This is a genomic window from Dyadobacter sp. HNCC25DJ186 (assembly GCF_056895235.1).
This window is the reverse complement of the sequence record NZ_JBXHAS010000003.1, coordinates 591,856-612,109: the sequence shown is the minus strand read 5'-3', so window position 1 is coordinate 612,109 and position 20,254 is coordinate 591,856. Positions and strand designations below refer to the sequence as shown.

The window sequence follows — 20,254 nt, the reverse complement described above, 5'->3', positions numbered from 1 at the left end:
ACATCAATAAATTGAATTTTGGCATAATGTTGTAAGACAAAGGATATAGTTAGCCATGAAAGAAAATTGTCTATATCTTAAAGTTTACAAAAATGGATCGGGAAGTAGAACCGGAATATGTCAGGAAACAAAAAAACCGCCGTTGGGTTATCGGAATTTTAAGTGTTGTCATTTTAATTTCCGGAGTCTATTTTCTTAGAAGATCGCTTCAAGGCACCATGGAGGCTTCAAGAATCAGAACGGGAATTGTACAGGTTGGTGACGTAGAAAATACATTGACAGCGACCGGCGAAATAATTCCTGCTTATGAACAGATTATTACGAGTCCTATTCGTGCCAGTATCCGAAGGATCCTGATCACACCCGGAACCCCCGTTTCACCCGGACAAGCCATTGTGGATCTTGATAAATCACTGACTGAAATTGAATCAGAGAAATTTAAAGATCAGTTGGCATTAAAACGTAACAGCATTGAACAGTTACGGATGAAGCTCGACAAGGATTTATTTGATGCTGAAATTAATGATAAAATAAAATCACTCAACATCAACAAACTGCTTGCGGATTTCGAAGATGCCAGGCGTTTGCAGAAAGTTGGCGGCGGTACCGGAGAAGACATCACGCGGGCAGAAAACGCATTGAAAATCGCAGAACTGGAAAAAAAGCAGCTTGAAAATGACCTTCATTATAACCGGGAGTCCATGGGTGCCAGTCTGAAAGAAACAGAACTTGGCGCCCAGATTGAAGGAAATAATCTGAAAGAATTACAGCATAAGTTAAAAATGGCTGATATCGTAGCGGACCGAAAAGGGGTTTTAACGTGGGTAAATGAGAATATTGGTTCTTCGGTCAGTGAAGGTGAAATGCTCGCAAAAGTGGCTGATTTGGGAAGTTTCCGGATCGACGGTTCGTGCTCTGACGTATATGCTGATCAGGTCAAAACGGGGCTGCCGGTTATTGTCAAATTAAACGAAACGCTGTTGCGCGGAGCCATCACACAGGTGAAGCCGTCGATCAAAAATGGTATCATAGAATTCAAAGTGCAGCTTGATAATGCAAAAAATGAATCGCTGCGACCAAATATGAAAGTAGAAGTTTTCATTATCACAAACCGCAGTCCAAACACGTTGCGTGTAGCGAACGGGCCAACTTTTAACGGAAAACGAAAACAGTTTGTCTATGTATTGAAAGACGGAATTGCTTACCGGCGGGAAGTTGAAGTCGGGCTCTCCAACTTCGATTTTGTTGAAATAAAAAGTGGCTTGGAAAAAGGTGAAAACGTAATCATAACGGATATGAGCCAGTTTGAAAATATGGAAGAAATCTCAATTCAGCAATAACCATGGACATGAGATATTTCTACTTTCTTATATTCGTTTTTCAAGTTTCGCTCTGCCAGGCGCAGGTACAAAGGTTGTCCTTGTCTGAGGTGGTGCAGAAAGCAAGGGAACAGTCGGTTGCTTCCAAGCAGGCTGTGACATCGAAAAAAACGAATTTTTGGCAATACCGGTCGTTCCTGGCCGATTTTAAACCGCAGCTGAGCCTGAATGGTACGTTGCCCGGATTTACGAATTCATACATTCAGGTGGTCCAACCCGACGGCACGGTTTCGTTTCAGTCTGTTTCTTATAACAATTCGGTTGTCAGCCTTTCTTTGGAACAAAAAATAGCACCGACGGGAGGAACAATTTATGTTCAGCAGCAAATGCAGCGTTTTGATGATTTTGCCGGAGACGCCACGCGTTACAACGGAATTCCATTCGAATTTGGAATCAGCCAGCCATTATTCCGTTTTAATAAAATGAAGTGGGACAGAAAAATCGAACCGTTGCGATTTCAGGAAGGAAATCAAAAATACATTGGAGATCTTGAACAGGTTGCGCTGGATGCCACAGGGCTATATTTTGATCTTTTAGTCGCGCAGGTGAATTTGCAGATTGCAGAGAAAAACAGAAGTAATAATGATACTTTGTACAAAATAGCAGGACATAAACTTGAACTTGGAAAGATATCGCAAAATGATTTATTACAACTTCAAATGGGACTTCTGACCGCGCAAAAAGATCTGGCTTCGGCGCAACAGTCTGCGGCTGTGTCGACATTAAAGTTGAAAATGTTTTTAAGTTCACGGGATGAGCGGGAGCTGGAATTGGAAGTACCGGTAGAACTGGAAGCGTTTGAAATAAACCCGCAGATGGCCTTGGATGAAGCCTTCGCAAATCGGGCCGACGCCATTACCTTTCGCCGGAAATTGCTGGAAGCTGAGCGTGACCTGGTTTCTGCAAAAAAAGAGAATGGGCTGAATGCATCGTTGAATGCCACGTTCGGGTTGTCAAATCAAGGCGCAAGGCCGGGTGATGTTTATGTAAAACCGCAGGATCGGGAGTTTGTAGAATTGCAATTTACATTGCCGATCATGACCTGGGGAAGAAATAAGGCCAGAACGGAGGTAGCCAGAGCGAATCAGGAATTTGCGCAACAGTCTGTCGAGCAGGATAAACTTACTTTCGAGCAGGAAATTTTCACACAGGTAACACTTTTACAAATGTTACAGAAACAGGTAAAACTGACAAACCTTGCCGACCAGATTGCGGCGAACCGGTATCAAATCGCCCAGGACCGGTTTATTCTGAGCAATCTGAGTGTGACCGATCTGGGTATTGCGATGCAGGAAAAAGACAGAGCAAAAAGAGATTATATTCTGGCCTTACGGGATTACTGGCAAACATATTACACGCTGCGTTTACTTACTTTATACGATTTTGAAAAGAAACAAAAGATTAATTATTAGCCGTAAATTATATTATTAACCATTATCAATTCTAACACAGCCATGATAAAACTTCAAAATGTTGAGAAGGTTTACCGGACAAGTTCAATAGAAACTCTTGCATTGAACAACATTAATTTAAATGTCAAAAAGGGCGAATTCGTATCGATCATGGGGCCTTCGGGTTGCGGAAAAAGCACGTTGCTTAATATCATTGGTTTGCTCGACGCACCATCCAAAGGCATTATCGAGATAGACGGACAAAAGGTTGAAAGTTATCAGGATAAAGCCGTCGCGCCGTTACGAAATAAGATGCTGGGTTTTATCTTCCAAAGTTTTCATTTAATTAATGACCTTTCCGTCATCGATAATGTAGAAATTCCTTTGCTTTATCGATCAACCACTGCAAAACAAAGAAGAGAGCTGGCGGAAGAAGCACTTGAAAAAGTGGGTCTGTCGAACCGGATGAAACATTTTCCAAAACAATTATCGGGTGGACAAAAACAACGGGTAGCCATTGCGAGGGCGATTGTAGGAAAACCGGAAATAATTCTGGCGGATGAGCCAACAGGAAATCTGGATAGTGCAATGGGAAATGAGATTCTTAATATTTTACAATCCCTGAACGAAAACGGAGCAACGATCGTCATGGTGACCCACGATGATGCCATGGCAAAAAGAACCCACCGGCTGATCCGTTTATTCGACGGAACGCAGGTGCTTTAATTTTGACCGGGTCGCCGGTGCGATGAGTGAATGATAGAGTGAGTGAATGATAGAGTGAGTGAATGATAGAATGTGTGGATGGTTGAGACATTTTAATTAACGCTCTCGCAACGACTTACTCATTCTGTTATCAAAATTCAACAAGGTCCAAAAATCAGGATCCCGCCACATTCTATCATTCACTCATTCTCTCACTCTATCATTCACCCACCCACTCATTCACTCATTTAAAATTCCCCATCATGCTCTCTAACTATATAAAAATCGCCTGGAAGGTTTTGCTGCGGCATCCTTTCTATACTTTTATTACCTTGTTTGGTATAAGCCTCACGCTGACTGTGCTTATGCTGTTAACTTCATTTCTCGATCATTTGATCGGAGCGCATTATCCTGAAACAAAAAGAGACAGGACACTTTACATTGAAAGAATTGTTATGCAGGATTCCGCCCGGCAATCGATGATGTCCAATTCTATGAGTTTTAAATTTCTGACAGATTATGCCAAAACACTTAAAACGGCTGAGCGGGTCACGATTTTTTCATACTTCAACGGATCAAACGCTTATGTAGGTTCTCAGAAAATAAAGCTAAACATCACTTTTTCTGACGCAGATTTCTGGGGTGTTTCGGATTTCGAATTCATCGAGGGAAAACCGTACAATGAGCAAAATATAACAAATGGCGACTATGTTGCTGTGATTACCGACGACTTTAAAAAACATTATTTTACCAATTCTGATGAGCCGGTTGTTGGCAAAAGTATTGAAATTGAAAACATTAATTACAAAGTGATCGGGGTTGTAAAAGGCAGTCCGATAACGCGGCCATTTACCCACGCGGATGTTTATTTTCCATATACTGCGCCAAAAAGTAATTATCAGAATAGCGGTATGGTAGGTAATTTCATAGCAATGGTTTTGGCAAAAGACCCCTCGGATCTTAAAGCAGTCCAAAGTGAATTTCAGAGTAATATCAGGAAAATTCCTTTGCCAGCTAAACAGGGTGGATTTAAATATGGTGTGCTCGAAGTAAGAAGTGATCCATATCTTGAAAACTTTATTACTACGATTTTGAAAGGAGGTCCTGGGTTGAAAAATATGTTTTATGGAGTGATTGTATTTATTGTACTGATGCTGATGGGACTTCCGGCTATTAATCTGGTGAACTTAAATGTTGGCCGAATTTTAGAAAGAGCTTCTGAAATTGGTGTCAGGAAAGCTTTTGGAGCTCCGGTGAAAACGTTGATGTGGCAATTCATTGTTGAAAATATTTTTATCACCTTCATCGGAGGTGTTATTGCACTGATCCTGACATTCACACTTATTCAGATCATTAATGCAAGCGGCTGGATTGCTTATGCTGACCTTACAATCAACCTTGCCGTATTTTCAATCAGCGTTATCGTTTGCCTGATTTTTGGATTACTGTCAGGAGTTTTACCAGCGCTCAGAATGTCAAAATTAAGCATCATCGACGCGCTGAAAGCGTGAATCTAGTTTTGAATGATTGAATGAGTGAATGAGAGAATAAGTTACTCATTCGAAATATTCATTCATTCATTCCATCATTCACTCATTCCATCATCGCACCGGCGACCCGGTCCACCATTCACTCATTAATTCTTCCCCCATGATACGCCATCTTTTCAAATTAATATGGAATAAAAAGAAAACCCATTCGCTGCTGATCATCGAAATCTGGGCTTCCTTTATGGTTCTTTTCGGATTGGCAACGCTGATTACATACAATGTAAAAAATTACCTGGAACCGCTCGGATTTGAGTATGAAAATGTTTGGGCGATCAGCCTGGGTAATAATCAGGATACGGTTGCCATATCAGAAAAGGTCCAAACGATATTCCAGCGCGCAAAAGGTTTTCCGGAGATAGAATCAATTTCAAGAATGAGCGATTCTTATCCTTTTTCACACAGCAACAACAGTAGAACGGTAAAGTATAAAAATTCAGATGTTCAAATGGGTGTTGTGATTGCTGATGAAAATCTTGCAAAAACAATTAATGTTCCATTGATAGCGGGAAAATGGTATCGAAACACGGATAGCGTAGGAAAGTATATTCCAATCGTCATCAATAAAGTGGCAGAAACTTCACTCTTTGATAATCAACCGGCAGTTGGAAAAGTACTTAATGACTATGATGGAAAAGCAGTATGGGTTGTGGCGGGTGTTGTAGATTATTATAAGGATAAAGGTGAGTTTATGCTCAATAAACCAATGATGTTTGAGTTGTTGAAGGCGGACCAGATTTATAACAAAACAATGATAATCCGGGTTAAGCCGGGTACCGATGCTGTATTTGAAGATAAACTTGTAAAGGCAATTACAGGCATCGCAAAAGGATGGAGCTCCGAAGTTGTATATCTGACAGACGCTCGGCAAATACAACATAATATCACGCTTATCCCGGTCATTATTTTTCTCATTATTTGCAGTTTTCTTCTAGTCAATGTGGCTTTGGGTCTATTTGGAATTCTAAATTTGAGTATTGCCAGAAGACGTGGAGAAATTGGCTTACGTCGTGCCATGGGTGCTACCGAAGGAAGCGTTACAGCGCAGTTCCTGGGTGAAATATGGGTTCTGGCTAGTTTCAGCCTGGTTTTAGGTTTATTATTTGCGATTCAGTTTCCATTGATGAATGTATTTGATATTGCAGGTGGGGTTTATGTTACAGCAATTCTGATCGCCATCGTAGTCATATTTATCATCGTCACGTTATGTGCCTGGTATCCGAGCCGGCAAGCGTCAAGAATTCATCCGGCGATTGCTTTGCATGAGGATTAAGAGTTTCACGGGAACGCCCGCCGCGCAAAGCAAAAAAGGAAGGGCAAAGGACGCTGAGAATCTTTTGCGTACTTTGCCAAAAATAAACACACGCTAATTATGACTGAGAACGAATTGTCTTTTAAGATTATAGGTATTGCTTTGGAGCTACACAGGAATGTTGGTCCGGGGTTATTAGAATCATCTTATGAAAATGCCTTAGTATATGATTTAAGACAGGCTGGGATGGAAGTAAAATAACAAGTGCCCGTGCCATTTCTTTACAAAGAAATAAAAATGGAAGTTGGTTACAGGTTGGATATAATTGTTGAAAACAAAATAATTATCGAAGTTAAATCAATTGAAACAGTTGCACCAGTTCACTATGCTCAGCTGCTTACATATCTGAAATTATCCAATATGAAATTAGGGCTATTAATCAACTTCAATACTAAATTACTTCGGGAAGGAATCCATAGAGTTGTCAACAATCTTTAATTCTAACTTTGCGCCCTCTGCCTAACTTAAAACCTTTGCGTGAAAAACCCGAAACTCACCCACTTATGATCCTCATAGTAGACGACGACTTAGCCATTAGAACCTCACTGGCCCTTCTCCTGAAAAAAGAAGGATTTAGCGTCAGAGGTGCGGCTTCTCCTGAGGATACCATTGAAATTTTGAATAAAGAAACTCCCGAATTAATTCTGCTGGATCTCAACTTTTCAATCGAAACCTCCGGCGATGAAGGAATGGAATTACTAACGAGAATCAGGAAAATCAATGCAGCAATTCCAGTGATCCTGATAACAGGTTGGGGAACGATCGATCTGGCAGTGAAGGGGATGAAAGAAGGCGCGCGCGATTTTATCACCAAACCCTGGCAGAATGATTATTTGCTGCAATCGGTGAAAACGATTTTAAATCTTGCACAACAAACGCCGCAATCTGCAAATCGCAGAAAACTGGAACAAACTTATCATTTTGAAAATATAGTCGGTGACGACCGGAAATTGTTAGAAATTCTCGAAACCGTTGGACGGATTTCAGCAACGGATGCGCCGGTTTTGGTCACGGGAGAAAGTGGAACGGGAAAGGAACTGATTGCCGAGGCCATCCATTCGAATAGTAAAAGGAAAACAAAGCCGTTTATCAAAGTAAATCTGGGCGGAATTTCATCTTCTTTATTTGAAAGTGAATTGTTTGGTCATGTCAAAGGGGCGTTTACGGATGCAAAAACCGACCGGATCGGACGTTTTGAGATGGCTCACCAAGGGACAATTTTCCTGGATGAAATAGGGGAACTGGATCTTTCCAGTCAGGTCAAATTGCTGCGGGTTTTGCAGGAACGTACTTTCGAACCGCTGGGAAGTAGCAAAAGCAGAAAAGTAGATGTACGTATCATTTGTGCCACAAACCGTAATCTGGAAGAAATGGTTGCGGATGGGAGTTTTCGTGAGGATCTGTTTTATCGTATCAACCTGATCACGGTGAAACTTCCATCACTTCGCGAACGCCCCGGAGATATTCCTGTTCTAGCCGAATATTTTGTCAATAATCTTAAAATAATTTATCAGCGCCCGGAATTAAAATTAAGTCTGCCGGCATTGAAATGGTTGAAAACGCTGACGCTGCAAGGGAATATCCGTCAATTAAAAAATATTGTTGAAAGAACTGTGCTTTTGTCTGTCGGGGATATTCTTGACGTAGAAGATTTTAAGAGACATATTGAAATTTCTCAATCGTCTGTGAAAAGTACATTTCCAGAAGTCGGAGCCTTGACGCTGGAAGAAATGGAATATCAGATGATCATTCGCGCAATGGAATTCCATCAGCAGAAAATTTCAAAAGTTGCAAGATCTTTGGGAATTACCAGGTTTGCACTTTACCGGCGACTGGAAAAATATGGAATTTCTTATGAATCAGAAAGTTAATTAAACACGGCATTCATGAAGATTTCACTGCGTTACAGATACATTATTTTTATAGTAATACTTCATTTAGCATTAGTATTTCTGGCCTTTAAATGGTTAAACGAGAATAAGTTATATTTCATCGCATCAGAAATTTTGATCGTTATTTCAATCCTTTTCTCAATTCAGATTTACCGTGATTTCTTGCGACCAATTGAATTTGTTCGTTCGGGTATTGAAGCGATAAAGGACAAGGATTTTACAATAAAATTCGTATCCACCGGGAAAAGTGAAGTTGATATTTTGATTGAAGTGTACAACCTGATGATTGACCAGCTTCGTGAGGAAAGGACCAAATTAAATGAACAACATTTCTTTTTGGAAAAGCTCATAGAAGCCTCGCCGATAGCGATCCTGATTTTTGATTTTGATGAAAAAATTGCGCAGATCAACGACAAAGCCAGAAAGTTGTTTAATTGTGAGCCTGGGTTTTTTGTTAATAAAAAGCTGAGCGAGCTTGACTTTCCTTTGCTGAACCAGCTTCAAGATTTAGCGGACGGTGATTCCAAGACAGTGAAAATAAATGGAATCGAAACCTACAAGGTTCAGCGTTCGCATTTTATGGATCAGGGCTTCCGAAGATCATTTTTGATGATTGAAGAACTGACTGAGGATATTCTCCAATCTGAGAAAAAAGCGTATGGGAAGGTGATCAGAATGATGGCGCATGAGGTAAATAACACCTTGGGTGCGACGGATTCGATTTTGCAAACAACCAGAAATTATTTGTCAGAGGATTCGTTCCTGGATTTAAGGGAAGCGCTGGGCGTGGCGTCAGAACGAAATCAAAAGCTTACAAACTTTATGCGGAATTTTGCTGATGTCGTACGTTTACCTGCTCCACGAAAGGAGCAAGTTAATATGGCAGCATTGGTAAAAAATACCGGAATCTTCATGCGTGCACTGGCTCAACAAAAGGGAATTGATATTCAGATCAGGATCGAAGAGGAGGAATATTTATCTGTCCAGGCGGATCCTGCACAAATGGAGCAGGTGTTCGTTAATGTTATAAAAAATGGAATTGACGCCTGTGAAAGCGGCAAAAGTATCGTAATCGAAATAACTGATTCGCAGGTATCAATAAAGAACAATGGTTTGCCAATTTCAGACGAAATAGCAAGTCAGCTTTTTAATCCATTTTTCAGTACAAAAAAGGACGGTCAGGGAATCGGCCTGACACTTACACGTGAAATTCTTTTGAATCATGGATTCTCATTTTCACTCCGGTCAGATGTCGATGGATGGACGGCATTTACAATTGGGAAGATGCAATAGTCTTTTCGAGCGAGCGATTTAATTTCTTTTTCCAAAACAGGGCAAGTGCAAAAATTGGAATGTAAAAAGCAAGGAAAAACGGAAGTTCTGTTTTAAACTTAAAAAAATCTCTGCCCCCATGTCCCCAAAAGGTCGCGGTGACATAATATATCCGCGTGATGCTTATCACGATCAAACAACCAATTACTACAAGCCCGGAAAGTTTATACTTTTTCGAAAACCAGACTGTTTCAAGAACATAAGCGAAAGGGAAGAAAAAGAATGGGAGAATCGTGAAAATATGTCTGGTAAGGGTAGTTTTATGAAGCGCGGCAATGATCACAGAAATGGAGATCAAGGTTATAAAAAGCAGTGCTTTGTATGACGCTTTTCTGAAAAAAAGATAAAATCCAAAAATTGAAAGCCATAAAATCGGTGAGGTAACCAAAAGTCCCGGAATGTCATTGCTTTTCCCCTCATACCATTTGTAATAAAGATCAAGGTTTGAAAAGTCGATCAGCAATTTTCCCAGACCAGCTACAAAATCACCACCGAGCGATTCTGAGAAGGTTCTTTCTTCCGGGAAGTTTGGGTTGTAAGTATTGCTTTTTAAGATAAACTCATTGAATGTGAGAAAATTATAAAATAGAAGACAGCCAACGAAGAATCCTGCAATGACCATTGATTTCACTACAACGGGTATCCATTTTTTATAATCTATAAGTTCTGTCCGGTTCATCAACACAAAAAGGTAAATGAAAAAAGGCACGTTAAATAGAATATTTTGAAGCTCAATGAGCGTGGAAAAACCAATTAGTGCTGCCAATGTATAAACCAGATTCTGGTTTTTCACTAAGTCCTTTATAGAAAATGTAATATAGATTGCGGCCAGAACGAAAAGCAGAGACGGCATGTGGGAAAATGCATGTGTTGCTTCAAGCCAATGTAGCGTTCCTAAACCGTAAACTACGGTTGATGTAAATGCAATCGAAAATCCAAAACCGGATTGCACGAACAATAGGAATAAAATGACCAGACTAAGTACTGCACAAACATTAGGTAAGAGCGAAATGGCGACAATATCTTGTTCGAATTTTTGACCCAGATAAGGTAAACCAACTAATTTAAGAAGATTGGAATATGCCAAAAATGGTAACATCAACAAAGCATTTCCCGGCAGCCGGTCGGAATAGATCTTTCCATTTTTTTCTGCATAATCACAACATTTTACATAAACAAAAAATGGTTTTATTTCTGTCGTATGATTGTAATAAATGGATTTTGCCAACGCGAAATGACTTCCATCGTTAGAACAATTGATACCGGCGGAGCTGACAAAATATAAAACTGCAAAGGCAAAAAGGGTAAATAAAAGAAGTTTGCGCTGGTTGGTCGTAAATGTAGAAAGTGTTATCATGAAGTTTTAAGAGTGATGGTTAAACTTTTGATAATCAGGGTTAAATATGTTATAAGGTACGTTTTTTAATTGTAAGAACCTCAGCCGGGTTTTTAATAATTAATTGTTCAATATCTTTTTCTGTGAAACCTTTTGTTTTAAGCAATGGAATGAATTGATCTGAAATTGTTGCGTATCCCCTGAACGACCCACCATTTTCTTCTCCTGGCTTATACCAACCGGCATCATGCGAAATCAGCGCTTTATTTAACAGGCGGTTAGACTTTAACAATCGAAGAATCGTTACGTTTTTGTCCATATTTCCTTCATCGATACCGTCCAGGCTAATCCAGGCACCCATCTTTGCAGCTTTGATAAAGTCGTTTTCATCGTTACTATTGGCATGTACCCAAACAAATGCACTGGCATCTACGCCCAATTCATGGAGAATTTCAATTTCTTCGAAAGCGGGTAGAGATGGTCCGGTGTGCGAGTATATGGTCAACCCCGTTTTTAAATGTGCCAGTCCTGCGGCTACCACCAGTTTCTGATGCAATGTTGAAAGAGAACCTGGATTTACACTAATTTTAATAAATCCTGGCTTTATGTCCGTACCGTCTATTCCTTCTTCAAACTCGGCGATCCAACGTTTTGCGAGTTGCTCAGCAGTTTCGGTGTATGCGTGTTTCGGTAAATACTTATTATCCACTGCGCCGTAATAACCGGTATTGGTAAGAATTTGAAGACCGCTGAGCTGTGAAATTTTTTTCAAAAGCATTACGTCCCTTCCAAGATAAGCAGGTGTGCATTCTGCAATGCTTTGTATTCCTTTTGCTTTAATTACCTTTAAAAATGGTAACACTTTCTGAATAACTTTTTCATGCTCCCAACGGTTTGGGTTTACCTTATCGGCACCAATAAAGTCGACCAGAACGTGCTCATGAATTAATGTTTTACCGAGTTCGGCTGACTTAATCGGGCCAAGCACTGTATTGATTATTTGTGTTTGGGCATACAGATCTCCGTAAATTAAAGGAGAAGCCATGCAATATTGGAGAAATTTTCTACGGGAAACCATTTGCGTCAGGGTTGGATTTGACGCAATATACTGTTTGTCTGATGTTTGACAATGAGAATCTTAACCGAGATATTTTACGCCTTTTGTTGTGTTGGCACTGTCCCGGTTTCTTCGAAGTTTTTTAGCCAGGTTTTATGTTTTCCCTGAATTGTAGTGTAAAAACGATAAACAGTGCTTAGGTCCGCTTCAAAATCTCCTGTCAAAAACACGGGTTCGCTGATAACCAGGGCTTTTCCCGGATAATCAAAACCGATTAAAATGAGAGGAACATTCGATTTAAGCGCTATATGGTAAAATCCTGTTTTTAAGCGCTCAACGTCTTTACGCGTACCTTCCGGTGTGATTGCAATATGCAGGGATTCATTTTGATCGTACATTTTGACTACGGCATCAACCAGATTTTGTGATTGATTACGATAAACCGGATAACAGCCGAGTGCCCGGAACAACCAGCCGGAATACCACTTGAATAGCTGACTCTTTGCCAGAAACCCAATGTTCATTTTTAATACTCCCCGTGCGCCCAGGCATAACATAAAATCCCAGTTGGAATTATGAGGTGCTCCCACCCATACGGCTTTTTTTACCTCGTGAGGTGCCTTTCCGATAATTTTCCAGCCGGCAGCGTGAAAGATGTATGCTGCAAAAGCATTTAACATGAAATGAAAATTATTTTACTTTTGCCAGAAAATGGGTCAGAGAATGATAAACGGTTTTGGGCTGAAAGAAATTATAAAAATGATCAGGGCGAAAATCCCAAGAATCATTCTTGCAGTTCCTATCGGTCTGCTGTCTTCGGTGTCAGGGTGGCGAATACCTAAAAAACGACCAAGAATAAAAATGAAAGGCAGAAAACCTGAATATCCATCCCAGTCCGGGCGAAGGTAAGTAGCGCCAAACTGAGCCACAACGATCATCAAACTCAGCATGATCGCATTGGAAGGATTGTCGCTGATTTTTCGAAGGCAGATGTACAGGAAATAAATGTAAATAAACAGGGACAACAGCTGCTCATAAAAGATAGAATCGCTGTTAATGGCGAAGTCTTCGGCTCTGAACATACCTAAACCGGCATAAAAAACAAATATTACGAAAAAGGCAGGAGCAACGACGTCAAATCTTTTTTTACCCAACATGCCATATAAGATATGGCCGCCGTCAAGCTGTCCGATCGGAATAAGATTTAAGGATGTAAAAAACAGTGCAAGATATCCGGCGAAAATGTAGGGGTAATGTATAATCTCGTTGTTATGCGGCAAACGACTTGGATCTGCAACGAAATTTTTAAAAAACCAGAACAGCATGTTATCGCCAAGAGCCAGATTTCCTTCTGCATTTTCATAAACAAATTGAGGGTAACTCAGTCCATAACGGGCATATTCCGGATGAATTGTAAAAATATATTCCGCAGGCGGAAGATGTGTGAAGCCATACCACAATACTACCAGGGCAGCGGCAAAACCTGCCAGCGGACCAGCAATTCCAATGTCAAAGAATTTTAAGCGGGATTTGACTACGGATGTAATTCTGATAAAAGCACCCATAGTCCCGATGCTTTGGGATATTCCAAACCACAAAGGAATGTAATAGGGCAGCGTGACTTTAACCTGATGCGCTTTTGCCGTAAAATAATGACCGAACTCATGAATGGTGAGAATGGCCAGAAAAGGAATTGAAAACTGAAACCCGGCAAAAAACTGTGTCCATCCCATGAATGTTCCAGTCAAAGGAATATCCTTTCCGGAACTTAATTCAGCCAGAAAATGAATGGCTGAACCAACAAAAGCGAAAACATTACCATACATCCATTCAGCACCGGCCATGGTGGTGGTGATCACGGTTGCAATAAAAAGGATAGCCTGAATCAGGTGTGTGCGGGTACTAGGCGACATAATCTTTTAGATAGTCCAGAATAGTGACAGGCTTTTGGACAAGAATTGTGTCAATGCCTAGTTTTGAAGCTGCTGTTATGTTATCAGCGTTGTCATCAAGAAATAAAGTTTCCTCTGCAACAAGGTCAGATTCTTCCAAAACCCGCAGGTAAATCGCAGGATCGGGTTTCATTATGCCCATTTCATACGAAAGATAAACTTTTTCAAATAGTTCGTCCAGTTTCTCAATGCCGGTAGCAGCATGTAAAATCTTGTTAACCTGTTTGATATGGATTGAGCTTGTATTACTCAATAGAAATAATCGGTAATTTCTGCTGAGTTCTTGAATCAGCTCTATGCGCGCCGGAGGAATGTCCAGCAACAAACTGTTCCAGGCCGTATCTATAATTTCCTCTGACCAGTCGGGGAATTCAAGTAATTCTCTGATCATATTCCTGAATGCATCTTCATCCACAAGTCCTGTCTCGAACAAGCGGAAAAGTTCTTTTTCTTTGAAAAGCGTCAGAATCTCATGCTGCTCGCGGCCGCTTAATTTTCCGAAAGAACTCGAAGCAAGAGGTACATCAATGTTTAGAATGACATCACCCAGGTCAAAAACTATATTTTTTATACGGCTATTCTTCATGACGGCATCTGAAATATATTATTCAACAACAACACCCATTGCACAGAATTTGTCGATTCTTTGGTCGATCCTTTTCTGCGGGGACATGGAAGACAACTCCTTGAAATTACTCAAAATGGTCTTTTTTAATTCAGCTGCCATCCAGGCATGGTCAAGATGAGCGCCGCCCAATGGCTCAGGCACAATTCCGTCGATCAATCCGTTGGTCTTCATATCCTTTGCGGTGATTTTCATCGCTTCTGCTGCCTGCTCTTTAAAATCCCAGCTGCGCCATAAGATGGTAGAGCAGTTTTCAGGAGAAATTACGGAATACCAGGTATTTTCCAGCATCAGTACGCGGTCGCCGATCGCGATACCAATTGCTCCGCCAGAAGCGCCTTCTCCGATAATGATACAGATAACCGGCACTTTTAAAAGGAACATTTCTTTAATGTTTCTAGCAATTGCTTCACCCTGACCCCGTTCTTCCGCTTCCATTCCGGGAAAAGCACCTGGCGTATCCACCAAAGTAACAATAGGAACATTAAACTTTTCAGCGAGTTTCATCAAACGCAAAGCCTTGCGGTAACCTTCCGGATTAGGCATTCCAAAATTCCGGTGCTGGCGCTGTTTCGTGTTACGCCCTTTTTGCTGACCAATGATCATAAAAGTCTGGCCATTGATATTAGCTAGCCCACCGATCATCGCAGGATCATCACGAACCTGACGGTCGCCATGAAGTTCGATAAACTCATCGCAGATCAACTGGATATAATCCAGCGTGTAAGGGCGGTCCGGATGGCGCGAAAGCTGGACACGCTGCCAGCTTGTTAGCTTTCCGAAAATTTCCTTACGAAGTTCAGTAATATTATTTTCCAACAAGGAAATAGCGCCTGAGACATCAACATTATTTTGTTGTGCCAACGCTTTCATCTCTTCGAGCTTACGTTCTAGCTCGGCCATTGGTTTTTCGAAATCAAGGTATGTTCTCATGTTATATTGCTTCTTTGTGGCCGGGTTTAAAGTTCATAGGAGTGTCCCCGTAGCGGTATTTCGACCGTCTTATAGCCAAATTCATTAATTTTACCCTGGAAGTCAGTCATGCTTTGGTGTTCGCCATGAACCAAAAAAACTGCCTTTAATTTTTGCGGATCCTGCATTTTTACAAATCTGATCAAGTCATTCTGATCTCCGTGGCCGCTAAATACGTCAATTTTTTCAATATTAGCCAAGACTGGCAGCTTGTTTCCCCGAATCGAAATACTGTCCTGTCCGTTTAAAAGCCTCCATCCCAGCGTACCCTCAGATGCATAACCGATCATCAGAATCGTTGCATAAGGATTTCCAATGTTGGCTTCTACGTGCTGCTCAACTCTTCCTCCCTGAACCATTCCGGAGGAAGAAATAATGATACAAGGCTCGTTATAATTAGAAACGGCACGACTCGCATCGGAACTTTCCAGATAAATCAGATTTTCAAAATCGAAAAGTATGTCATTATCTGCATGAAAGTTTCTCGCTTCTTTGTTCAGTAACCTTACATAGCGCTGATAAACTTTGGTACTGCTATGCGCCAGCGGACTGTCTGAAAAGACTTTCAGATTGGGAAATGCGTGATCAGCGTAAATTTTATTTAAAGTAAAAAGTAAGGCCTGAGTCCTTCCGACACTGAATGACGGAATAATCAGCCTACCGGGAATATCGATGCAGGTCCGTTTGATCACATCAGCAAGTGCTTCTGCCGGCGAGGTTAAATCTTCGTGTAAGCGGTTACCATAGGTTGATTCACAAACCAGATAGTCCACCTGCGGCACTTCCTGTGGATCGATCAGCAATGGATAATTGCTGCGTCCAATATCGCCTGAAAAACAGATTTTCTTCTTTTCTCCATTTTCTGTAACTTCTACAACAATATGCGCTGCACCAAGCAAGTGTCCGGCTGCGTAGAATGTTATGGCCACATTATCTGAAATCCTGTAACGCTGTCCAAAAGATACCGGAACAAAATTATCGAGGGCCTCGATGACATTTTTTTCTACAAAATAATCCCGGGGAACATCCTTTCTTTTGCGGCCTCTTTTTTTGTTGGAAGATCCATTTTGAGCATTCAGCCTCTTTTGATGCAAATGGGCAGCATCTTTTAATAAAAGTGAAGTAAGCGCCAGGGTAGGCTCCGTACAAACAACCCGGCCTTCAAAACCTTCTTTAAATAAGTTTGGAATGTTACCTGAATGGTCAATGTGTGCATGCGTAAGCAGCACTGTATTTATCAAGCTTGCATCAAAAGGGAAAACACTTTTTTGTTCATCATAACGTGTTCTTCTGTCTTTTTCATCTAAATCAAAGTCTGAGCCACAGTCAATCAGAATTCGGTAATCGTCTGATTCAAGCAGAAACATACTACCGGTAACTTGTTGGGCGGCTCCCCAAAATGTCAATTTCATGTTTTATGTAATACCGTGAATAGCTATATTGTGATTTCTCCCCAAGCGCGAAAAATCAATATTATTTCGAATCAAAATCTTTATTAAAAAGATCAAGTTAAATTAAAAATGCGAGTAGTAAAATTATGCCTGGTAATAACGGCAATTGTTACGGAATATATTCATCTTAACTTAAACATTTAACTGCAAAAGTATCAAAAAAGAGGCGTAGAATTGCCGAACTCTACATAGATTAGCGTTAGAATGTACGATTTTTTTATCTGACCCACAGCAAAGAAAGATTTATGAAATTAAAATTAACCTTTTTCTGTATGCTGATTGCGCATATGATCAAAGGACAATCAATTGATAGTTTGGCTCTAACGGTTTTAAGTGATGCTGTGCTGGAACTGCAAAATAGTGAATTGATACGAAATGGGACCTTGTCGGTAAGTGTGAAAAATACTGGCGATAAGAAAACAATTTTTGCAATCAATGCTGAAAAATCGCTGCCTTCAGCATCCATTCTCAAATTGGTCAGTACAGCAACAATATTAGGAATATTAGGCGGAGACTTTCGATACCAGACTTTTTTGGAACATGACGGTTATTTCAGTAGAGATACATTGTTCGGAAACATCTATATCCGGGGAACCGGCGATCCTTCTCTCGGAAGCGACAGGTTCAAAGATCATCTATCAAGTTCACAGCTGGTCGCTCGCTGGACCGCGGCGATACAAAAAGCCGGGATCAAAGTTATTAAAGGAGATATCATTCCGGATGCGTCTTATTTCGACAAGAATACCCTGGTAGACACCTGGGTTTGGGGTGATCTTGGAAACTACTATGGTGCAGGTGTTTCAGGTCTTAATTTTAATGATAATCAGTATCGTATAAAATTTAAGCCTGGAATCGGCGAAGGAGATCTTTCAACTTTTATGGGCATTGAGCCTGAAATACCTTATCTGGTTTTCAATAATTTGGTGACCACAGGGGAAAGAGGTTCGGGTGATAAAACCATTGTTTACGGAAATCCGCTAAGCACGAATGTAATACTGACCGGAACTGTTCCGAGAGGCGTGCCGACTTTTTCAGTAAAAGGATCAATTCCTGATCCGGCAGTTTATGCCGCATATACATTAAAACAAAATCTGTCAGCGACGGTGAAGATCATTACCGGAACATCACCAATGAACAGCTCCAGCATGTTGATACCATTAAGTCCGAAGAAAATTCTGGACGAATATAAATCACCTCCGCTGCGTGAAATCTGTCAGCAGACCAATTTTTGGAGTGTCAATCTGTACGCGGATGCGTTTCTAAAAAAAGTAGGGAAAACGCTGGAAGGAAAGTCTGAGTATGACGATGCGGCAAAATCGATGACAAACTATTGGTGGAATAAAAAGGCTGATGTGAGTGGATTTTTTATCAAAGACGGAAGTGGGCTCTCGCCGTCAGGTTCGGTGACGACAAACAATATGACCGACATTCTAAGTCTGGCGACTAAGGAAACTTCGTTTGCTGATTTTTATAAAAGTATAGCGATTTTAGGTGTTAATGGAACGGTTCGAAATTTAGGGAAGGGAACCAGAGCTGCCGGAAATATAAGGGCCAAAAGTGGTTCTATAGGCGGTACAAGAGCTTATGCCGGTTATGTTACTACCAAATCAGGAGCGGTGTTGAGTTTTGCAATTATTGCCAACAAGTATCAACAGGAAAGCAGCAGACCGGTTTCTGACGAGCTGGTAAGGATTATGACACTGCTTGCACAACTATAATCAAGCAACACATTAATGCATATTGAAATCAAAAAAGTGTCAGTAAATGATATTCTGCCAATCCGGCATAAAGTCTTATGGCCTGACAAATCGTTCGAATTCGTGAAAGTGGATGGAGATGAAGAAGGCATTCACTTCGGACTTTATGCGGATGACATGCTGGTGACGGTTATCTCCTTATTTGCAGAAGTACAAAGTTTGAGATTCCGCAAATTTGCAACGCTGTCTGAATATCAAAATCGCGGACTGGGTAAAATGATGATTTTGAAGGTAATCGAGTATGCCAGAGAAAACGGCTTCGAAAGATTGTGGTGCGACGCAAGAACGAACGCGCTGAATTTTTATGAAAGGGTAGGATTCAAAAAGTTTTCCGAGCCCTTTTTAAAAGAAGAAATTGAATATTATAAAATTGAAAAAATATTGTAAATGAGAAAGCGGCTGAAAGCCAACCGCTTTCTCATTGGTGTTATTGAACAACTTTTTCAATGACAAGATTGTGGTTTGTATAAATACAGAGATCAGCTGCAACGGTTAATCCTTCGCGGACCATTTCTTCCGCTGTCAGATGCGTGGCATGTTTTTTCAAAGCTTGTGCTGCTGATAACGCAAAGTTTCCGCCGGAGCCAATCGCGGCGATACCGTTTTCCGGTTCTAAAACATCACCTGTTCCGGAAATGACAAGAATCTCATCTTTATTGGCTGTGATCATCATCGCTTCCAATTTTCTCAGGTAACGATCCGTACGCCAGTCTTTTGCAAGCTCGATCGCCGCACGTTTCATATTACCTCCGTAGGCGTTGAGTTTTTCTTCGAAACGTTCCAAAAGTGTAAAAGCATCAGCCGTTGATCCTGCAAAACCAACGAGAATTTTACCGCCCATTAAGGTCCTGATTTTTTTTACATTACTTTTTGCTACTGTATTCCCCATCGTTGCCTGTCCGTCTGCACCCAGTGAAACGGTGCCATTGTGAAGTACGCCAAGGACGGTGGTTGCATGTATTTTTTCCATAGTGTAATTGTGGATTCTAAATGATATCTGCCAAAAGCGCAGAAATTTAATCTGTCATTAAAACAAAAGTGCCAGGCTATAAAACCTGACACTTTTGACATTATTGTATTTTATGAACTGAAATCATTTCAAAAAACTAGTTTTTGTTTTTTAGGAGTGTTAAAATGGCGTCCGTTGTAATTTCGATCTTGTCAAGTCGATTATCAATCTTATCAATCTTCACTTCTATCTTATCTAATCTATCCTCAACTTTCTCTAATTGGACTTCAACACCATCTAATCGGACTTCAACTCTATCCATTCTAGTTTCCAGATTATCAATCTTGCCGTTCATTGACAGCTGATTCTCCAAAAGAAAGGAAATATTTTCACTCTGTTTGACTAAAATGTCAGTATGCCTGTCCAATTTTTCAGCATGCTGGTCCAATGTTTGAGAATTTCTTTTCATTGAAACTCTAAGCTCAGTAACATCCTCTGAAACTCTATCAACTTTCGCTGCGGTCTGATCCAACTTAATTAGCATTTCAGCAATAAGCGGTTCAATCTGATTTAAACGGTCTCCTGTTTTCATAGTGT

Annotated in this window: 18 protein-coding genes and 1 pseudogene; 10 read left to right on the top strand and 9 right to left on the bottom strand. The window is 40.7% G+C overall.

Annotation, left to right across the window (positions count from 1 at the left end; genetic code table 11):
• Positions 1-92: 92 nt before the first annotated feature.
• From AC1XUO_RS12355 to AC1XUO_RS12320, 8 genes and pseudogenes are all read left to right on the top strand, one after another.
• Positions 93-1,340 carry an efflux RND transporter periplasmic adaptor subunit gene (locus AC1XUO_RS12355; RefSeq protein WP_483330105.1) on the top strand — a complete coding sequence of 416 codons (1,248 nt, stop codon included), beginning with the start codon at positions 93-95 and terminating at the stop codon, positions 1,338-1,340.
• 2 nt (positions 1,341-1,342) lie between these two features.
• Complete coding sequence (locus AC1XUO_RS12350; RefSeq protein WP_483330104.1) at positions 1,343-2,791, top strand: TolC family protein; 1,449 nt, start codon at positions 1,343-1,345, stop codon at positions 2,789-2,791.
• A gap of 42 nt (positions 2,792-2,833) precedes the next feature.
• Positions 2,834-3,496 carry an ABC transporter ATP-binding protein gene (locus tag AC1XUO_RS12345; RefSeq protein WP_483330102.1) on the top strand — a complete coding sequence of 221 codons (663 nt, stop codon included), beginning with the start codon at positions 2,834-2,836 and terminating at the stop codon, positions 3,494-3,496.
• Between the two features lie 242 nt (positions 3,497-3,738).
• On the top strand, positions 3,739-4,986 hold the full coding sequence (locus AC1XUO_RS12340; RefSeq protein WP_483330101.1) for an ABC transporter permease: 1,248 nt from the start codon (positions 3,739-3,741) through the stop codon (positions 4,984-4,986).
• Between the two features lie 139 nt (positions 4,987-5,125).
• Positions 5,126-6,295 (top strand): ABC transporter permease, encoded by a 1,170-nt coding sequence (locus AC1XUO_RS12335; RefSeq protein ID WP_483330099.1) that lies wholly within the window; start codon positions 5,126-5,128, stop codon positions 6,293-6,295.
• Between the two features lie 99 nt (positions 6,296-6,394).
• A pseudogene (locus AC1XUO_RS12330) lies at positions 6,395-6,772 on the top strand (GxxExxY protein).
• 65 nt (positions 6,773-6,837) lie between these two features.
• Positions 6,838-8,205: a sigma-54-dependent transcriptional regulator gene (locus AC1XUO_RS12325; RefSeq protein WP_483330098.1), complete on the top strand. Its 1,368-nt coding sequence runs from the start codon at positions 6,838-6,840 to the stop codon at positions 8,203-8,205.
• A gap of 15 nt (positions 8,206-8,220) precedes the next feature.
• Positions 8,221-9,519 (top strand): sensor histidine kinase, encoded by a 1,299-nt coding sequence (locus AC1XUO_RS12320; RefSeq protein WP_483330097.1) that lies wholly within the window; start codon positions 8,221-8,223, stop codon positions 9,517-9,519.
• On the opposite strand, the gene AC1XUO_RS12315 is transcribed toward AC1XUO_RS12320, so the two are convergent.
• The 7 genes from AC1XUO_RS12315 to AC1XUO_RS12285 all read right to left on the bottom strand — a co-directional run bounded on the left by AC1XUO_RS12315 (position 9,497) and on the right by AC1XUO_RS12285 (position 16,912).
• The gene (locus tag AC1XUO_RS12315; protein ID WP_483330096.1) at positions 9,497-10,915 is read right to left on the bottom strand and encodes a hypothetical protein; all 1,419 of its coding nucleotides are present in this window, start codon (positions 10,913-10,915) and stop codon (positions 9,497-9,499) included. The genes AC1XUO_RS12320 and AC1XUO_RS12315 overlap by 23 nt on opposite strands.
• Positions 10,916-10,964: 49 nt before the next feature.
• Positions 10,965-11,939, bottom strand: coding sequence for a phosphotriesterase family protein (locus tag AC1XUO_RS12310; RefSeq protein WP_483330095.1), 975 nt, complete (start codon positions 11,937-11,939; stop codon positions 10,965-10,967).
• 107 nt (positions 11,940-12,046) lie between these two features.
• Positions 12,047-12,631, bottom strand: coding sequence for a 1-acyl-sn-glycerol-3-phosphate acyltransferase (locus AC1XUO_RS12305; RefSeq protein ID WP_483330094.1), 585 nt, complete (start codon positions 12,629-12,631; stop codon positions 12,047-12,049).
• Between the two features lie 36 nt (positions 12,632-12,667).
• Positions 12,668-13,864 carry a site-2 protease family protein gene (locus AC1XUO_RS12300; protein WP_483330093.1) on the bottom strand — a complete coding sequence of 399 codons (1,197 nt, stop codon included), beginning with the start codon at positions 13,862-13,864 and terminating at the stop codon, positions 12,668-12,670.
• Entirely contained in the window at positions 13,854-14,489 is a 636-nt protein-coding gene (locus AC1XUO_RS12295; RefSeq protein WP_483330092.1) for an HAD family hydrolase, read from the bottom strand. Before AC1XUO_RS12295 ends, AC1XUO_RS12300 begins: the two co-directional genes overlap by 11 nt.
• A gap of 18 nt (positions 14,490-14,507) precedes the next feature.
• Complete coding sequence (locus tag AC1XUO_RS12290) at positions 14,508-15,461, bottom strand: acetyl-CoA carboxylase carboxyltransferase subunit alpha (protein ID WP_483330091.1); 954 nt, start codon at positions 15,459-15,461, stop codon at positions 14,508-14,510.
• Between the two features lie 26 nt (positions 15,462-15,487).
• Positions 15,488-16,912, bottom strand: a complete 1,425-nt coding sequence (locus AC1XUO_RS12285) for an MBL fold metallo-hydrolase RNA specificity domain-containing protein (protein ID WP_483330089.1) — start codon at positions 16,910-16,912, stop codon at positions 15,488-15,490.
• Positions 16,913-17,196: 284 nt separating this feature from the next.
• Between AC1XUO_RS12285 and dacB the strand changes: the two genes are divergently transcribed.
• Positions 17,197-18,669: a D-alanyl-D-alanine carboxypeptidase/D-alanyl-D-alanine endopeptidase gene (gene dacB / locus AC1XUO_RS12280; protein ID WP_483330088.1), complete on the top strand. Its 1,473-nt coding sequence runs from the start codon at positions 17,197-17,199 to the stop codon at positions 18,667-18,669.
• Positions 18,670-18,684: 15 nt separating this feature from the next.
• Positions 18,685-19,095, top strand: a complete 411-nt coding sequence (locus tag AC1XUO_RS12275; protein ID WP_483330087.1) for a GNAT family N-acetyltransferase — start codon at positions 18,685-18,687, stop codon at positions 19,093-19,095.
• Positions 19,096-19,135: 40 nt separating this feature from the next.
• Here the strand turns inward: AC1XUO_RS12275 and hslV are convergent, their stop codons facing one another.
• Together hslV and AC1XUO_RS12265 are read right to left on the bottom strand one after the other, a co-directional pair.
• Positions 19,136-19,678 (bottom strand): ATP-dependent protease subunit HslV, encoded by a 543-nt coding sequence (gene hslV / locus AC1XUO_RS12270; RefSeq protein ID WP_137343122.1) that lies wholly within the window; start codon positions 19,676-19,678, stop codon positions 19,136-19,138.
• Between the two features lie 136 nt (positions 19,679-19,814).
• Complete coding sequence (locus AC1XUO_RS12265) at positions 19,815-20,249, bottom strand: hypothetical protein (protein ID WP_483330086.1); 435 nt, start codon at positions 20,247-20,249, stop codon at positions 19,815-19,817.
• Between the last annotated feature and the right edge of the window lie 5 nt (positions 20,250-20,254).

Excerpts from the sequence above, each read along its gene's own strand:
- AC1XUO_RS12355 (WP_483330105.1), top strand. The coding sequence starts at position 93 with ATGGATCGGGAAGTAGAACCGGAATATGTCAGGAAACAAAAAAACCGC.
- AC1XUO_RS12350 (WP_483330104.1), top strand. The coding sequence starts at position 1,343 with ATGGACATGAGATATTTCTACTTTCTTATATTCGTTTTTCAAGTTTCG.
- AC1XUO_RS12345 (WP_483330102.1), top strand. The coding sequence starts at position 2,834 with ATGATAAAACTTCAAAATGTTGAGAAGGTTTACCGGACAAGTTCAATA.
- AC1XUO_RS12340 (WP_483330101.1), top strand. The coding sequence starts at position 3,739 with ATGCTCTCTAACTATATAAAAATCGCCTGGAAGGTTTTGCTGCGGCAT.
- AC1XUO_RS12335 (WP_483330099.1), top strand. The coding sequence starts at position 5,126 with ATGATACGCCATCTTTTCAAATTAATATGGAATAAAAAGAAAACCCAT.
- AC1XUO_RS12325 (WP_483330098.1), top strand. The coding sequence starts at position 6,838 with ATGATCCTCATAGTAGACGACGACTTAGCCATTAGAACCTCACTGGCC.
- AC1XUO_RS12320 (WP_483330097.1), top strand. The coding sequence starts at position 8,221 with ATGAAGATTTCACTGCGTTACAGATACATTATTTTTATAGTAATACTT.
- AC1XUO_RS12315 (WP_483330096.1), bottom strand. The coding sequence starts at position 10,915 with ATGATAACACTTTCTACATTTACGACCAACCAGCGCAAACTTCTTTTA.
- AC1XUO_RS12310 (WP_483330095.1), bottom strand. The coding sequence starts at position 11,939 with ATGGCTTCTCCTTTAATTTACGGAGATCTGTATGCCCAAACACAAATA.
- AC1XUO_RS12305 (WP_483330094.1), bottom strand. The coding sequence starts at position 12,631 with ATGTTAAATGCTTTTGCAGCATACATCTTTCACGCTGCCGGCTGGAAA.
- AC1XUO_RS12300 (WP_483330093.1), bottom strand. The coding sequence starts at position 13,864 with ATGTCGCCTAGTACCCGCACACACCTGATTCAGGCTATCCTTTTTATT.
- AC1XUO_RS12295 (WP_483330092.1), bottom strand. The coding sequence starts at position 14,489 with ATGAAGAATAGCCGTATAAAAAATATAGTTTTTGACCTGGGTGATGTC.
- AC1XUO_RS12290 (WP_483330091.1), bottom strand. The coding sequence starts at position 15,461 with ATGAGAACATACCTTGATTTCGAAAAACCAATGGCCGAGCTAGAACGT.
- AC1XUO_RS12285 (WP_483330089.1), bottom strand. The coding sequence starts at position 16,912 with ATGAAATTGACATTTTGGGGAGCCGCCCAACAAGTTACCGGTAGTATG.
- dacB (WP_483330088.1), top strand. The coding sequence starts at position 17,197 with ATGAAATTAAAATTAACCTTTTTCTGTATGCTGATTGCGCATATGATC.
- AC1XUO_RS12275 (WP_483330087.1), top strand. The coding sequence starts at position 18,685 with ATGCATATTGAAATCAAAAAAGTGTCAGTAAATGATATTCTGCCAATC.
- hslV (WP_137343122.1), bottom strand. The coding sequence starts at position 19,678 with ATGGAAAAAATACATGCAACCACCGTCCTTGGCGTACTTCACAATGGC.
- AC1XUO_RS12265 (WP_483330086.1), bottom strand. The coding sequence starts at position 20,249 with ATGAAAACAGGAGACCGTTTAAATCAGATTGAACCGCTTATTGCTGAA.